Genomic DNA, 15,482 nt, shown 5'->3' with positions numbered 1-15,482 from the left:
TCTATCATCGCATGCATGCCTACGCTTGTCCTTGACCCCCGCTGGCCTGACATGGTTCCGCTAACAATTGCCCAGCACATTACGGGCCCGGTTGAGTACACCCCCGAGGTCCCCGAGCACGCCCGCGCGTGGCCGCACAGTCAAGGCGCGGAGTGGATTGTCACCACAGAAGACCGTGACGGCATCCGCGTCCCCTCACTCGAAGACCCCGTCTACCAGGCCGTGAAGACCATGCACGCGGCACGTACGCGCGGGGAGTGGGAGCAGGCGATGACGCATGAGGCGCTGATTCCGTACCTGCTGGAGGAGTCCCAGGAGCTGGCCGAGGAGATCACAAACCCCACCTCGGAGGCGAATTTGCGCAAGGAGCTTGCAGACGTCCTGTTGCAGGTCCTGTTCCACGCCGAGATCGCCGCAGAGCGCGGCGCCTTCACCTTCGACGATGTGGCCGAAGCCTTTGTCACCAAAATGCGCCAGCGCGCGCCCTATCTTTTCGACGGATCAACCGGCATCATCCCCACCGCCGAACAGGATCGCCTGTGGCAAGAAGGCAAGCGGAAAGAGCGCTAACCCCAGAAATTACGGCAGCAGGTTACGGAGCTCCGGGAGGCCTGCGCGCGAGGACAGCTGCGAGACAAACTCAATTGCCTGGGACTGCGGGGTGACCGGGTCTGGCTTGACCACACCGCATTGCAGCGCGCGGTCACCCAGCTTGTTCACGGTCGGCGCGGTGACCAGACGCAGGGAGGAGTCAGCGCCGATTGCGCCGTTGACCTTGGTTACCAGCTGGGAGCGGGTGGTGTCTGCATCTACAAGGCCGGAGACGCGCAGTGCCGCGCCGAGAGTGTTGCAGTCTGCGGTTTCAACTTCGCCGTTGACTACGCGGATGAGTTGGACAAGGGAGTTGTCGGCAGCGGCGGCGGGCGCAAAGGCGACGGCGGCTGCTACCAGGCATGTTGCAATACGAGTTTTGTGCATAAAAGCACTATAGCTGTTACTGAAGTGACGCGTGTGACTCATGCTAGAATTTTTCGCCATGACTACCCGGCGTGCCTCCCGCGCGGCGAAGGGCTGCGGCTGCGCGGGCCTGATCGCCGTGGTGTTGACCATTGTGTTGGTCGCCGCCATTGTCGCCTGGCTCGCCTCACTCACCAACACCCCGGTGCTACCCACCCAGCGCGAGCCGGTCCCCACCCACATGCCACCGGATGCAGCTTTAGAGCCTCCGCTTATTAACGTCCACGCGCCCGGCCGCACCGCCAACCACCTCGGGGAGTGGGCGCAGCCGATTGCGGACGAAACCCGCATTGACCCCCAGGCGGTTCGCGCCTACGGCAACGCCGCCTTGATTGCCGCGGAAGCCTGGCCGGCGTGCAACTTGCAGTGGAATACGCTTGCCGGTATCGGCTGGGTGGAAACCCGCCACGGCACCTACACCGGGCGCAGTTTTGACCCGGCGAGGTTGACGCCGGAGGGGACGCCGGAGCCGCAGATCATCGGCCCTGCCCTGGACGGTACGGGCAACTTCGCCCTGATTGCGGACACCGACGGTGGTGTGTTGGATGGGGATACGGAGTTTGATCGTGCGGTTGGGCCCATGCAGTTCATTCCGGAGTCCTGGGCGCGTTACGGCCGCGACGCAGACGGCGATGGCTACCCAAATCCCCAGCAGATTGATGATGCCGCACTCGGCGCCGCCAACCTTTTGTGTGCCAACGGCCGCGACCTGTCTACTGAGGACGGCTGGCGCCAGGCCATCTTCGCCTACAACCACTCCAATGACTATGTGGCGAAGGTACGCGACGCCGCCGCCAACTACGCGTTGAACCAGCCAGCGCACCGCTAGCCCCGCCGCGTTACACAATTGGTGTTCTCAATGCAGGCGGGGTGAAAACGTGCAACAATTGGACACGTATTAGTACTTGTTTCACCACCAAGGAGTTGAACCGGCATGTCCGACATCATCCACGTATTTGCTCGCGAGATTCTTGATTCCCGCGGTAACCCCACCGTTGAGGCAGAGGTCTTTTTGGATGACGGTTCCCACGGCATCGCCGCGGTACCGTCTGGCGCGTCCACGGGTGAGCACGAGGCGCACGAGCTGCGTGATGAGGACGAGCGTTACCAGGGCAAGGGCGTGCAGAAGGCCGTTCACAACGTCAACGAGAAGATTGCAGATGAGCTGGTTGGCGTTGAGGCTGATGATCAGCGTGTGATTGACCAGATCATGATTGAGCTGGACGGCTCGGACAACAAGAAGAACCTGGGCGCAAACGCAATCCTGGGTGTGTCCATGGCGGCGTCCAAGGCTGCGGCTGATTCTGCGAACTTGCCGCTGTACCGCTACATCGGTGGTCCGAACGCGCACGTTCTGCCGGTGCCAATGATGAACATTCTCAACGGTGGCGCTCACGCTGACTCCGGTGTGGATGTCCAGGAGTTCATGATCGCCCCGATCGGCGCGGAGACCTTCTCTGAGGCGCTGCGTGTTGGCACTGAGGTGTACCACGAGCTGAAGGCTGTTATTAAGAGCAAGGACCTGTCCACTGGTCTTGGTGATGAGGGCGGCTTCGCCCCGTCTGTCGGCTCCACCAGGGAAGCACTTGACCTGATTGCAGAGGCTGTGGAGAAGGCTGGTTACAAGCTCGGCGACGATGTCGCGCTCGCCCTGGATGTTGCCTCCTCCGAGTTCTTTGACAACGGCGTATACAACTTCGAGGGTGGCCAGCACTCCGCTGAGGACATGGCGAAGGTTTACGCTGACCTGATCAATGAGTACCCGATCGTGTCCATCGAGGACCCGCTGGATGAGAACGACTGGGAGGGCTACGTCAAGCTCACCGCTGAGATTGGTGACAAGGTCCAGATTGTTGGCGACGACTTCTTTGTCACCAACCCGACCCGCCTTCAGCGCGGTATCAACGAGAAGGCAGCCAACGCGCTGCTGGTGAAGGTCAACCAGATCGGTACCCTGACCGAGACCTTCGACGCTGTCGACCTGGCCCACCGCAACGGCTACCGCACGATGATGTCCCACCGCTCCGGTGAGACTGAGGACACCACGATTGCAGACCTCGCTGTGGCCCTTGGCTGCGGTCAGATCAAGACTGGTGCGCCGGCGCGCTCCGAGCGTGTGGCGAAGTACAACCGCCTGCTGCGCATTGAGCAGGAGCTTGGCCCGGCCGCTGTCTACGCAGGCCGCAACGCCTTCCCGCGTTTCAAGTAAGCGTATGTAGCGCCTAGGCGGCCCCGTCCTTGCAGTCCATGCAGGGCGGGGCTTTCGCCTTTTGCTTATCGACGTCACGTGTTCGTTTAAAGTAGCGTCCAAAGCAGACAAACAGTGTTTCAACGGAAAGGGTGGTCGATATGGCAGCAGTTGAAGTCACTATCGCCCCCGCCGTGTTGGAATGGGCTATTCGCCGCACAGGGCTGAGTGATGACGACCTGAGTGCGCAGTTCCCAAAACTGGACCAGTGGGTTTCTCGCGAAGCGAAACCGACGTTAGCGCAGGCACGCAAGTTAGCGGACAAAGCGCATGTCCCGTTTGCGTTTCTGCTGTTGGAGGCTCCCGTAGCCGATAACTCCGGGGTTGCGGATTTCCGGACAGTGCGAAGCGCGGCCATTGCTGAACTCAGCCCGGAACTTCAAGACGTACTCACCGCCGCGGAGAGCCGACTTGCGTGGTACGCAGACCACTCCGAAGCGAGCGGAGTTGAGCCTCCGGCTATCTTCGCGTCAGTGCCTGGCGGAGTCAGTGCCCGTGAAGCGGCACAAGAGACCCGTGCGGTGCTTGGGCTACCACCGGAAGTCCCACTCAAGGGATCTGAAAAAGTCTTGTCGCTAGCGCGCTCAATGGAGGATGCTGGTCTGCTGGTTTCGCGCAATTCGATCGTTGGAAATTCTACGAAGCGCAGTCTTAATGTTGAGGAGTTCCGGGGCTTCACCATCGAAGACAGCGGATTCGTCCTCGTATTTGTTAATACGAATGACGCGAAAACGGCGCAGCTTTTCAGCCTTGCGCACGAGTTGGGGCATGTTGTCCGTGGCAAGCCAGGGTTGTCTGACCACAGCGACAGGCAAGAGCTGGAGCAGTGGTGCAACGAGTTCGCCGCTGAGTTCTTGGCCCCTGGAGAAGCTGTTCGCCAGGGTTACAAATCCGGCGAAGTGCTGGATGAGGTGGATGCGGTGTCACGGCGTTTTGGACTTAGCCGCGAAGCTTCGTTGCTGCGCCTTCAAAAGCTGAATCTGATCACTAAGGCGGATGCCGCAGAGGCATACCCCGTGTTGATGGCAGCTAAGCCCAATAGCACTGAAAACCGAGGCGGAGCTCCACAGTTCCCAGTGCTGGTAAGGGCGAGGGTGGGCGAGCGATTCTTTGACACACTGACGCATGCCGCCGTGGATGGTCAGGTATCTGACATGGAGGCGGCAAGATACTTAGGCGCGCGCAGCTTCGACAAGTTCCAAAACCTGGTTGCTAAGCGACGCCCCATAGGAACGCAAGGGGCGTAGCTGGTGTACCTAGTTGATACGAACTTCCTCGGCCATCTTGAGCATTACTACCCAGGCACTGTCTTTCCGTCACTCTGGCTGCAACTGGAGCAGAAGCTTTTTACACCCCATGTCTGTTTCCACCAGGAGGTAGATAAGGAATTACAGCGGTGGTCTCACCCCCGGTTTGGCTGGTATAACACCCACGTCCAGAAGAACCAGATTTTATACCCTGACCAGTTAGAAATTAACCGCTATGGGGAAGTAGCGAACTGGGTTCAGAAGGATCGTCAGCCCAGCTATAAACCATTCGCGGTAACCGATTTCTTTACGGCGGCTGATTCGTGGCTGGTTGCCTCCGCATACCGCCACGGCGCAATCATCGTCACCGCTGAGGTTGGTGCTCCCAACGGCGTGAAGAAAGTGAAAATCCCCGACGTTGCACAACACTTCAACGTGCCGGTGATTACTCCACTCGATTTTCTCCACGCCTTGCAGATATCGGTCTAGGCTCTTCGCTCTTTTGCCTATCGACGCCACGTCAAAACCCCAAACGCCCCCACCCCCGACTAAGCTCAACAAGCACTATGACCCCAGATGCACCAAAGCCGCGCCGGAAGCGCCGCGCGCCGAAGACGGTTCCCGTTGCTTCCCGGGACCGCGCGCAGCGTGAGCAGGCCGAGGCCCGCAAGAAACGGGGTCGCGCCAAACCCTTGATTCTGCAACAGGATCTCGCATCCACTGGCATCCTGATCGCCGTGATTCTCACCGTGTTGATCGCGATTGCGGTGCCGCTGCGCAATTACTACGAGGGCCGCAGCGAAATCGCGCGTGCCCAGGCGTCTATCGAGGCACTCCAGCAGCGTAAAGACGAGCTGGAGGCGGACATCGCCCGCCACGAGGACCCGGTCTACGTTGAGCAGGAAGCACGCCGACGCCTCGGCGTGCTTGCAGAAGGGGAGTCTGCTTGGCGCATCATTGATCCGCGCATGACCCAAAACCCCACGATTACTAGCGAGGAAGCGCCTGACGACCGCGATTGGCACCAGTTCCTCTGGGACAGCCTCCGCGAAAACCCTGAGGTTGAGGCGCCTGAATCCGGGGCTGAAGACAAGGCGCCGGAAGCCGAAGCGCCCGAGCAAGAAGATCCGCAACCCGACGCCCAGCAGCCAGAGGCGCCAGCGGACGCAGAACAGCCGGCACAACCAGCCGGTGAAGCACCTGCTGAACAGTAAGACGTGGTTAGCAGCCACGGGTTGTGTGAAACCATTGGGGAGTGCGATACGACTCGATTGAAGGCGCTCCCCCGTGGCTGCTAACCACGTTGAATGTAACTGTAGCGTATTTAATAGTGCCAATTTAGCAGCGGTGTCACGTTGTAGAAGGGTGAGTTTAGACACAAATTGTTACGCTATGTCCCCTTGTCAACGCAGGGTTGGGGGGGGGAAACCAACAAGCGCATCCTGTTGCAGGCGGTTAGTGTCTGCCGAAACCAATACCGCGGGCGATGTGACCTCGAATTTTGACAAGTGTTCAGAGGTGTTGTGGATACACTTCTGGGTGCCGTCATAAGTGAATAGCAGCCCGAAAGGCTTCCAGAATGAAGAGGCTGGGTGGGGGGTGGGGGGAGGCGGCAAGATGTCGAAGAGAAACGCACACCGGTAAACTCAACCGCGGGAAACCGATGGAGCTACCGGAAGTATGAACATGAGGAGATGTGCAGCGCTACCAGATACTCACTATCGTGCTACCGGATAGTCACGACACTGCTACCAAATAGCCGGTCGCAACACTCAACGCCGACACCGAGGAAGGGGAGGCCCTACGACGCGACTACCTCGCCGCCTACGAACACTTCCTCGCAAAGCGCAACGCTATCGAGGATTTGGGCACAGACTTCTCCGGCGGCGGCATGCCGGAGCGTGTGAAATGCCTCTACGTGGTTCATCGCCTACGCGCTTGCTGAAGGTCCGGAGCATGTCCGCTTTGGCACCGAAGCAGTGGCTCTGGCAACCGCGGGAACCTGCGGGACACCGCGATTTCGGAGGGTTGGCCGACGCTTGAGGATCTCGGCATCACGCTTGCTGAAGCAGAGGAGGGCCTGGGGTGCCCCACGAACTCCTCAGTAATATCCAACGAGGCGGTGAGACTGAAGTGATCTCCGGCGAGGAAGAGGCAGCACTCTCCTTTGCCGGACCCACGGCCGACCTCGATCCGGGACGTGGACCGTTCTGTGTGATTGATCTCGGTGGCGGATCCACCGAGTTTGTGATGGAGACCAGCGAGGGGATCCGCGCCGTGTCCCCCGAGATGGGTTGCGTGCGCATCACCGAGCGTTTCATGCGTACAGATCCACCCACTGCAGAAGAAACCGCTGCTGCTCGCGACTACATCGCTGACCGGATCGCCGAAGCGGCCGAGGTTGTGCCGTTTGACCAGGCACGTACTTTCGTCGGCTGCGCCGGCGCGTTTACGACGCTTTCCGCGCTTGCCCAGGATCTCAATTCTTACGATCCGGAACGGATCCACATGTGGGAGATTTCCTTCGACCGCACCCGTGGGGTCACCGAGGAACTACGAAGCAAAACTGCAGACGAACGCCGAGCCAATCCGGTGGTGCATCCAGAACGTGCCGATGTCATTGCAGCAGGCTCGGCCGTCGTCGAAGAACTGATTGACTACTTCGAACGAGAATCAGGCGCAAGCCGAATTGTCATCAGTGAGAAAGACATCCTGGACTGGATTGTCGCCGGTCTGTGAATGACCAGACACTCAATATGCCATTTTTCGGAATTGAACTAAACTGTCGGCAACGCTGCCTCAGCACCGATATTGGTCTTGAGCCTGTGGGAGTGCCGTGAGAGGAGGAGAGCATTTGGCCCGTATCTTGGTCTTATCCCATTACTGGGCACCTGAAAACGGCGTTCCACAACGTCGCTGGACATGGCTTACACAGGTACTTCATGAAAACGGACATTCGGTGAGTGTGGTTGCTCCTCCGCCGCATTACAACCGCGAGGTGACACTGTCTAAACGATTTGCCTCTATTGGCAAACGGCTGGCGCTCTGGATTCGTGGGATGCATCCGGTTGAGTGGGGGCCGGCGGGTGAGCGTATTTATCGCACGACCTATCTCACAGGTGATTCCGGACTCACCGCAAAAGCAGCGAACCAGGGGTTTGTATCGCTTTCGATGTTGCGTACGCTCCGACGCCAAAAGGCGGCACTGGAGTCGAACAAGCCAGACATCATCGTTGGAACCGTTCCAGCATTGCCGACTGCGGTTGTCGCCCGGTTTGGTGCGAAGATGCTCGGTGTTCCGTACGTCATTGATCTGCGTGATGCGTGGCCAGACCTGCTGAACTATTCCGATGATTGGAACTCTGGAACTGGTCAATCATCGTGGCGTGAACGACTGTTTAATAAGGGACTCCGACGTGCTGGGTTTTCAGTGGTGTCAAATGCGCTTAACAAAGCATTGGATGGGGCCGCTGGAATCATTGTCACCTCAGAAGATTTAGGCAAGCAACTGCAGCGGGAGATTCCTAGGAGAACACGCGGTAAGCAGCCAAATGTATGTACGGTCCGAAATGTCTTTCCGCTCAAGAGTGAGACCGAAAAAGCATCTGCATCTGTTGATGCCGCAGGGGCTGACGGTGATCATCTGAATGTACTTTATGCCGGCACTCTGGGGCGGGCGCAAAAGTTGGGTAATGCTTTGGAAGCAGCAGCGCTTGCTAAGAAGTCAGGCGTAAACGTGCGTTTGAAGCTTGTTGGTGCAGGTGCAACAAAGGCGGCATTGCAAGAGCAAGCAGAGACGCTCGATGTAGACGTGGATATCTTGCCCCGCACCGATGCGGACGCTTTGGATGAGCACTATCAGTGGGCAGATACTGCGTTGGTTCATCTCGCGGACTGGGAACCGCTGAGACGAGCGGTGCCGTCCAAGACATACGAGTTGATGGAAGCCGGTATTCACATTTGTGCAGCAGTTGATGGTGAAACTGCACGGCTTGTCTCTGATTTGGAGGCGGGACACACAGTTGCTCCGGAGAACCCAAAAGAGTTAGCCGACTTGTGGGTTCATCTGGCACGGAACAAAAACCTGCTCGAGGTGTCTGACAGAGCAGCGAAGTGGGTAACGGAACAACGGTTGCAGTACGCCCCGGAAGTCATCGTCAACTTTTTCGATCAGATTCTGTCGCGACAAGCAACTGAATCCGGTAAATAGGCGATGGTCCGGAAAATGTCTGCCGTGGACAAAGTGAAACAGGCTTTTTTTATGGCCAGCTTTTCAATACGCCAGATACAGGTCGATCCCGAAAAATTTGCTAAAGACTTTGGCCGCCGGTTCGCGTCGATTCCAAGACTTGGACACATACTTTCATTAGCTAGTCGTAGGAACAAAGACGCTGCAGACGCGGATGCTTCACGCTTGTTCGAACAAGGAGAGTTCACGCAGGCATTGCGCGAACTTCCGCGACGTCCTTGGCTGAAAAAACGGCGTTCGGTGTACGAGTTTGAAACTCATAAATTACGTCAGGTAATCGAACCGTCTGTGCCACTTCATCGCGCAGAGCGAGTCATGCACTATCTTACGAACTCTCTGCCGCATTCCGTTGCTGGCTATTCACTGCGCAGCCACGCGGTGCTTCAAGGAATGTCGGCGCAGGGGATTGACGTTGAGGGGGTGACCCGCGCGGGCTATCCCAATGTGGTTGGAAAATTTTCGGCAGGAGCCACTGAAATAGTGGACGACATCACATATCGCAGGATTCTTCCTAGGTGGACTCGCATTACGTCAGAACACTTCCAGCAGCAAGCAGTCAAAGAGCTTGTTTCCTATGCACGTGACTTTGGCGCGGAGGCGCTGCACACCACGACGGGATTTGAAAATGCCTTGATTGTGAGTCGGGCAGCGAAAGCTTTGGGCATTCCGTGGGTGTACGAGATGCGTGGTGCCCCAGAACAAACGTGGTTGTCCAAACGTCCCGAAGAAGAACAACGACAAGCTGAGCAATCGGAATACTACCGACTCGCACAACAGCAAGAGCTGGAAGCTTGTAAACAAGCAGCTGCTGTGGTTGTTCTCAGCGAGGTAACCAAGCGACAGCTTGAGGATTCGGGCGTTGACCCTAACAAGATTGTGGTCGTTCCCAACGGGATCGATGATCGAGCCTTTGAGGAAAGTGGCTCTCAATTGCAGCTGCGGGAACAGCTCCATCTACCAGTCGAGAAAACAATTGTCGGAGCGATCACCTCAGTTGTTGATTACGAGGGACTCGAATACTTGATACAGGCGTTTAAATATCTCGATGAGGAATTCGTTGGTGTTGTTGTGGGCGATGGCGCGGCGTTAGCAGAGTTGCGTATACTCGCGGACTCTCTAGGCGTTACAGATCGAGTGAGTTTTGTAGGCAAGCAACCCGCCTCGACTATTGGCCGTTGGTATCAGTGTCTTGATGTTTTTGTAGTGCCGAGGAAAGACACTCTGGTGTGCCGCAATGTAACTCCATTGAAAGCACTCAATGCTCAGGCTCTTGGCATTCCGGTAGTCGCATCAGATTTGCCGGCGTTGCGGGAGGTTACCGGTGAAGCTGAGACATATGTGCAGCCGGAGAACGCTCAGCAGTTGGCGCAGGGGATCAAGCAGGCAGTGGGTCGCGACGATGTGCCTTCGATTGATTGGGCGAAAACTCGGCAGTGGAGCCGTTTGGCGGATAAGTATAGAGAACTATATTTAGGCGCTGCATGGTAATTTCACTATGCAGTGACAGGAGGTGTCTGGAAAAGAAACGGATAAAGCTTTCATGACTAGGCACTTAGGAAGGATTTGTGATGAGCGAGGACGGGCTTGAGCCGGAGCACGACAACACGTCTGCAAACCTCGGTGAGGATGAATCGCAGTCCACAAACACCATCGTGGTGCAACGATCGTCGCTTCGGAAGCTATCCGCTCGTCCACCGCTACCTGAGTATGTGCGCCAGCTCTGGCGTCGTAGGTATTTCCTCCAAGCGGACGCAACGGCGAAAGCTTTTCGGACCCCCCGTGACTTGTGGATGGGCAAAGTTTGGCTCATTGTTTCGCCGTTGATTGATTCAGTGATGTACGCGCTGATCTTCGGTCTTATCGTCCGTACGAATAATGGCATCCAGAATTTCCCAGGCTATGTCGTCCTTGGTGTGACGTTTTTTCAAATTTTCCAGAAATACATTGCGGATGGAAATGACCTGGTGAAAAAACAACAGAATCTGGTCAAGTCATTCATGTTCCCCAGAGCGGCTCTGGTGTTGTCGCAGTCTCTGCGCCTGTTCTACTCCACGGCGGTACCGGTTCTTGTGGCCATAGTCTTCACTTTGCTTACCCAGTGGAAAGAGCCAATCCATTGGACGATCATCTTCGTCGTGCCACTGTTTTTTCTTGCACATATTTTCGGCACGGGCATCATGTTTATTGTCGCTCGTATTACAACGTTTTATCCGGATATGGAAACCCTTTTTAGAGTGGGGCAGCGGTTCTGGTTTTACAGCTCGGGCGTGTTCTTCTCTGTAGACCGTTTCGTTGAGCAGCCAGTTCTTAGAGAAATAATGTTGGCGAACCCGGGCTATAAGTTCCTCATGGCGGCACGAGAGTCAGTGATGTACGGCCAGTTGCCCACAATGGAACTGTGGGGACCGATCCTTACTTGGTCGTTCGGCATGTTTGCTGTCGGGTTTGTTTTCTTCTGGCAGGCGGAGGAGCGTTATGTCACTGTCAAATGATGAGATGCACTCCACTACGCCATCTGTGGTTCTCCGAAACATTGTGATGGAGTACCCAGTGAAGTCCACGGAAAAGCGGTTTGGCTGGGACAAGGTTCGTGCGCTCAACGACATCAGTTTGGTTGCATACGAAGGGCAGTCCATCGGCTTCTTCGGACACAACGGGTCGGGTAAATCCACAACGATGCGAGTCATCGCAGGGGCTGAACGTCCATCGAGTGGAGAAGTGCTAGTGAAATCCCAACCTACGCTGATGGGAGTTCGTGCAGCGCTGCAGCCGAGACTTTCCGGCGCAAAGAATGTCCGGATTGGTTGTTTGGCGATGGGTATGACACCGGAAGAAGTTGATCGTGCCTATCCCGGAATCGTGGAGCTGGCAGATATTGGTGATGCCATTGATCGTCCGATGGAAACGTATTCATCAGGTCAGAGGGCGCGTTTAGGTTTTTCTATCGGGCTTGCAACAGAGCCGGACATTCTTATTGTCGACGAGACCTTATCCACCGGAGACGCGGCGTTTGCTAAACGCGCAGAGGCACGAATGGAATCTGTGTTGACTGGTGCTGGCACAGTGCTATTGGTGTCGCATTCGGCGAAGCAACTCGAGGAAATGTGTGACCGTGGGGTGTGGATCCACGAGGGGGAAATCATCGCTGACGGTGACGTAGGCGATGTGGCTGATCGTTACCGTGAGTGGGTAAAACGTAAAGGCGAGAACAAGTTTGAGGCGGCGGAAGGCCTTATCGACGAAGTCACCTCGAACTATATCAAGCCCACCATCGTGTTTGATGACAAGTAGCGGGCGACAGTAATAGCGCGGGAGGATTCCACGTGGGATTAGGTAGATTTCGGCCCGTTGTGAGCTACGCACACGATGTGCGTGCATGGCTCAAGCAGGTTCCTAATGCGAAGCAGTGGGTGCATCGCGGAGGAATCGATGGACAGCCGATGTTGAGTGTCATCGTCCCGTGCCATAACGCCGCGCGCTGGGTGGCAACGTTGATCCATTCCATCCAGTCTCAAGGGGTTAACTCGATGGAAATCATTGTGGTGGACGATAAATCGACAGACGCCACCCGAACCATTGCGCAATCGTTGCAGCTCCTTGATCGCCGAATCCGCATCCTCGACGGAGAGGGAAGAGGTCCCGGTGCCGCGCGCAATATGGCGATTGAACAGGCACAGGGCGAGTTTCTGGCGTTTGCTGATGCTGATGATCTGGTGCTGCCGGGTGCTTATAGGGCGATGCTGCAAACGCTCGAGCAAACAGGAAGTGACTTCGTTTTCGGAGGGTACGTTCGACACAAAGGGAGTTCGGTTACGCGTCCTCAAATCGTGGAAGCGACGCATTCGCGCGATGTACTAAGGGCGAACGCTTCAGATTTTCCAGAGGCGTTGAATGAGCCTGTGCTGTGGAACAAGATCTTCCGCATGGAGTTTTGGCGCTCATCAGTAAGGGCGATGCCTGAGCATCTGAACTACGAGGATCAACCTCCGATCCTGCGTGCGATCGTCTCCGCAACATCGTTTGATGTGCTTAAACGTGACGTGTATTCGTGGCGATTGTCCGACGAAGGCATGTCGCGGTCCAATGCAAAGGCAGATATCGACGATCTACGTGACCGCGTTGCTATAACGCGGATGATGTGGTCAGAGGCAGTAGAGCGCAACGCGCCCGACGAGCTTCGTAGGTTTATGCTCGAGCGTTTTATCTCGATGGATCTGTACCTATTCGCTGTGCATCTTCCGCACAAGCATTTCGGTGATCCTTATCGCGAGCTGATGCGGTCGCTAGCTCAGGACATCAGCAAATGGTTGCAAAAGTATCCGGATGTACTCGACCGTGTGCCGATTTATCGCCGTTCACTTTTCTGGGCCCTAGTACATGGGACTGACACGGATGTTAACGAGGAAATTGGGCTGAGACTCGATCTACACCAGCAGTATGCGTTTCTTGAAGGTGGGAAGATTGCTGGTGATTGCGTACCTAAGATCGCTGGCTTTCCCGCAGATCTCCTTCGCGCCCGAGCAGCGGATGTGCCTGTGCTCGCAGAAGTTCAAAGTGTGCGGTGGATTAATGAAGATACCGTTGAACTTCAAATCCGAGCCAGCATGAAAGGCGTGAATTCCCAAGATGTGGAATTTCAATTTTACGGTGTTCACGATGACGCACTCACCGAGACTGACTCAATCGACCGCCTAACGGCCACCTCGTTACTGCATGCCCGTCGCACCTCACACTCCGCGAATAATGCGGTGCTTCAAGATCCTTGGCACGACCATACAAATGATTCGTACCTCGTAGAAGTGGATCTTCGTGGACTTGAGCACCTGAGTATCGGTGTCCGTGCAGCTTGGGGCGAATTTAAATCTTTTGGATTCGCGAAGTACGCAGGAGATATCGCAACAGGATTGCCTAGCTCACTAGGAAACGATCACCGATGGCTGGTGCAGCCGCAACGAGGAGTCGGTGGCATGAACTGGCGCTTGACCAAGCGCAGTATTAAGCCAGACGATTTCCTTCTCACGTCGTGGCAAGCGCGAAAAACCAGTGTGTTTGGAGAAGTCCGAACTAATTCACTACAAGACAGCACAGTGCAGTTCCAGCAACGATTTCGTCCCTTGGGATATCGAGCTCTCCTCAGTTGGGCCAGAAAAGATGCCATAGCAATTGGGGGGCGTCGGGTGCACAGCGCGCAACCCCCAGAGAAGCAATTCGGCACTGGACAGGGGACCGTTGTACGCACAGCGGCTGATGGTTCTGCGGTTATTGACCGCAAAGCGGTTCGGGTTGAGGTTGATGCTGCGAGAAATGAAGGTTCCTCCCTCATCCTGAAAGGGCGATGCAGCGCACCTGCTGTAAAACCGACGATTTGGCTCAGTTCCTCCAATCAGGCGGTGAAGGCAGAAACAATATGGGTTGGTTGTAAATTCACGGCTAGGTTTGAACTGGCAGTCTTACGTGGGAAGTCCTACTTCCTCCGCTGGTCGCTCGTACCTCAGAACCGTTTGAGCAGGGCAGCAGTAGAACCAGGGGATCTGAACGCTAATACCTTCCTCGAAGGGACTGTTCGTTCTATCCGGATCGAGCCACGCAGTAATGGGACGACCGCACTGCGAGTGCTTGCTCCGAGTGAAGTTTCCAAGGCAACTTCATGGGAAACCTATCGGGGCGTTCCGTCTACGGGTGGTCCGCTGATCCGTGGAGTGTTTGTTGAGTCGTTCTCAGGAAAGAACGTCGCCGATAACCCGGGTGCAATTTGCGAGTACTTGCTTGAGCATCATCCCGATATTCCCGTTTGGGTGTCCGTTCGCGATGAAAATGTCGAAGTACCCGCCGGCGCCGTGCCCGTGATCACCGGCAGCGATGATTGGTACGACAAGCTCACACGGGCAAAAGTAATTGTCGGAAATGATAATTTCCCCTTCTGGATGCGGAAACAACCTGGGCAATATTGGCTTCAAACGTGGCATGGTTGGCCGATTAAACGATTGTTGTTTGACGCACACCCGTTTTTTGTCGGCCTGACATATCGCAGGCTGATGGAACGGCAGTCCGATGATTGGGATTTGTTGTTGGCGCAGAGTGCTGAAGCAGGAGAGTTGATCGCAAATTCAGCTCACTACCGCGGAGAAATTCTCGTCGGGGAGTATCCACGCAACATTTACCTCACGCGGGGATTGCGGAACGTTGACTCAATTAAGGAATCTCTGGGGATCCCGAAAGGCAAGAAAGTCATTCTATGGGCGCCAACCTGGAGGTACTCCAAGGACGATTTAGCATTCCCTGCAGCGCGTATTGCTCGATGTAATGATGCTGTCGTCCTCATCCGTGGTCACCACATGCGTGCGATCACCGGTCGAGGCAAGAATGTGATCAATGTGAGTGGGTACCCACGAGTTGAAGACCTTATGGCTATCGCAGACGTCCTTATATCTGACTACTCTTCGGTCTTCTTTGACTACAAGCTCACCGGACGCCCTTCCATTGTGTACGCACCTGATTTGAAGAGATACAAAGAACAAGAGCGGGGCTTCTACGCTGATTGGCCCTATGATTCCGGAAGGCCAGTTGCGCTTACACCGCATGATCTCGAGGAAGTTCTCAGAAAAACACTCGGTACCGAGCGCAGCGAAGAGGTAGACCTAGTGTCGTTTCAGCGCAGCGTCGATTCTGCGCTCAAGCAAATCGCAGAGCGGATAATCGAGCACCTTTAACCACAGCAACG

Annotated in this window: 13 protein-coding genes and 1 pseudogene; 13 read left to right on the top strand and 1 reads right to left on the bottom strand. The window is 56.0% G+C overall.

Annotated elements, in window-relative coordinates:
• The first annotated feature begins 15 nt into the window (after positions 1-15).
• Entirely contained in the window at positions 16-570 is a 555-nt protein-coding gene (locus I6I71_RS11920; protein WP_201821317.1) for a MazG nucleotide pyrophosphohydrolase domain-containing protein, read from the top strand.
• A 9-nt stretch (positions 571-579) separates the two neighbouring features.
• Here the strand turns inward: I6I71_RS11920 and I6I71_RS11915 are convergent, their stop codons facing one another.
• Positions 580-978, bottom strand: coding sequence for a hypothetical protein (locus I6I71_RS11915; RefSeq protein ID WP_201821315.1), 399 nt, complete (start codon positions 976-978; stop codon positions 580-582).
• Between the two features lie 58 nt (positions 979-1,036).
• Between I6I71_RS11915 and I6I71_RS11910 the strand changes: the two genes are divergently transcribed.
• The 12 genes and pseudogenes from I6I71_RS11910 to I6I71_RS11855 all read left to right on the top strand — a co-directional run bounded on the left by I6I71_RS11910 (position 1,037) and on the right by I6I71_RS11855 (position 15,471).
• Complete coding sequence (locus tag I6I71_RS11910; protein WP_201821313.1) at positions 1,037-1,846, top strand: lytic transglycosylase domain-containing protein; 810 nt, start codon at positions 1,037-1,039, stop codon at positions 1,844-1,846.
• Between the two features lie 105 nt (positions 1,847-1,951).
• Positions 1,952-3,226 (top strand): phosphopyruvate hydratase, encoded by a 1,275-nt coding sequence (gene eno / locus I6I71_RS11905; protein WP_201821311.1) that lies wholly within the window; start codon positions 1,952-1,954, stop codon positions 3,224-3,226.
• 140 nt (positions 3,227-3,366) lie between these two features.
• Positions 3,367-4,512, top strand: a complete 1,146-nt coding sequence (locus I6I71_RS11900; protein ID WP_201821309.1) for an ImmA/IrrE family metallo-endopeptidase — start codon at positions 3,367-3,369, stop codon at positions 4,510-4,512.
• Between the two features lie 3 nt (positions 4,513-4,515).
• Complete coding sequence (locus tag I6I71_RS11895; protein ID WP_201821302.1) at positions 4,516-5,001, top strand: DUF4411 family protein; 486 nt, start codon at positions 4,516-4,518, stop codon at positions 4,999-5,001.
• Between the two features lie 77 nt (positions 5,002-5,078).
• Positions 5,079-5,726, top strand: coding sequence for an FtsB family cell division protein (locus I6I71_RS11890; RefSeq protein WP_201821300.1), 648 nt, complete (start codon positions 5,079-5,081; stop codon positions 5,724-5,726).
• Between the two features lie 581 nt (positions 5,727-6,307).
• Positions 6,308-6,649 (top strand): annotated as a pseudogene (locus I6I71_RS11885) (DUF501 domain-containing protein); the annotation flags it as partial.
• Positions 6,598-7,251: a Ppx/GppA phosphatase family protein gene (locus I6I71_RS11880; RefSeq protein WP_201821298.1), complete on the top strand. Its 654-nt coding sequence runs from the start codon at positions 6,598-6,600 to the stop codon at positions 7,249-7,251. The pseudogene I6I71_RS11885 and the gene I6I71_RS11880, both read left to right, overlap by 52 nt.
• A 115-nt stretch (positions 7,252-7,366) precedes the next feature.
• Complete coding sequence (locus tag I6I71_RS11875) at positions 7,367-8,722, top strand: glycosyltransferase family 4 protein (protein ID WP_201821296.1); 1,356 nt, start codon at positions 7,367-7,369, stop codon at positions 8,720-8,722.
• 15 nt (positions 8,723-8,737) lie between these two features.
• The gene (locus tag I6I71_RS11870; protein ID WP_201821293.1) at positions 8,738-10,249 is read left to right on the top strand and encodes a glycosyltransferase; all 1,512 of its coding nucleotides are present in this window, start codon (positions 8,738-8,740) and stop codon (positions 10,247-10,249) included.
• Between the two features lie 80 nt (positions 10,250-10,329).
• Positions 10,330-11,253, top strand: coding sequence for an ABC transporter permease (locus I6I71_RS11865; RefSeq protein ID WP_201821291.1), 924 nt, complete (start codon positions 10,330-10,332; stop codon positions 11,251-11,253).
• 58 nt (positions 11,254-11,311) lie between these two features.
• Positions 11,312-12,052, top strand: coding sequence for an ABC transporter ATP-binding protein (locus I6I71_RS11860; RefSeq protein ID WP_201821290.1), 741 nt, complete (start codon positions 11,312-11,314; stop codon positions 12,050-12,052).
• Positions 12,053-12,111: 59 nt separating this feature from the next.
• A complete protein-coding gene (locus tag I6I71_RS11855) occupies positions 12,112-15,471 on the top strand; it encodes a bifunctional glycosyltransferase/CDP-glycerol:glycerophosphate glycerophosphotransferase (protein WP_201821288.1) in 3,360 nt (1,119 codons plus the stop codon).
• Positions 15,472-15,482 lie beyond the last annotated feature (11 nt).

Source organism: Corynebacterium riegelii, assembly GCF_016728505.1.
Taxonomy (GTDB): Bacteria; Actinomycetota; Actinomycetes; order Mycobacteriales; family Mycobacteriaceae; genus Corynebacterium; species Corynebacterium riegelii.
The sequence above is the reverse complement of the archived record's forward strand: the minus strand, read 5'-3'. Positions and strand labels throughout refer to the sequence as shown.

What these genes read in the sequence shown, in the direction of transcription:
- I6I71_RS11865 (WP_201821291.1), top strand. Translation starts at nt 10,330, where the DNA reads ATGAGCGAGGACGGGCTTGAGCCGGAGCACGACAACACGTCTGCAAAC.
- I6I71_RS11915 (WP_201821315.1), bottom strand. Translation starts at nt 978, where the DNA reads ATGCACAAAACTCGTATTGCAACATGCCTGGTAGCAGCCGCCGTCGCC.
- I6I71_RS11900 (WP_201821309.1), top strand. Translation starts at nt 3,367, where the DNA reads ATGGCAGCAGTTGAAGTCACTATCGCCCCCGCCGTGTTGGAATGGGCT.
- eno (WP_201821311.1), top strand. Translation starts at nt 1,952, where the DNA reads ATGTCCGACATCATCCACGTATTTGCTCGCGAGATTCTTGATTCCCGC.
- I6I71_RS11890 (WP_201821300.1), top strand. Translation starts at nt 5,079, where the DNA reads ATGACCCCAGATGCACCAAAGCCGCGCCGGAAGCGCCGCGCGCCGAAG.
- I6I71_RS11870 (WP_201821293.1), top strand. Translation starts at nt 8,738, where the DNA reads ATGTCTGCCGTGGACAAAGTGAAACAGGCTTTTTTTATGGCCAGCTTT.
- I6I71_RS11920 (WP_201821317.1), top strand. Translation starts at nt 16, where the DNA reads ATGCCTACGCTTGTCCTTGACCCCCGCTGGCCTGACATGGTTCCGCTA.
- I6I71_RS11910 (WP_201821313.1), top strand. Translation starts at nt 1,037, where the DNA reads ATGACTACCCGGCGTGCCTCCCGCGCGGCGAAGGGCTGCGGCTGCGCG.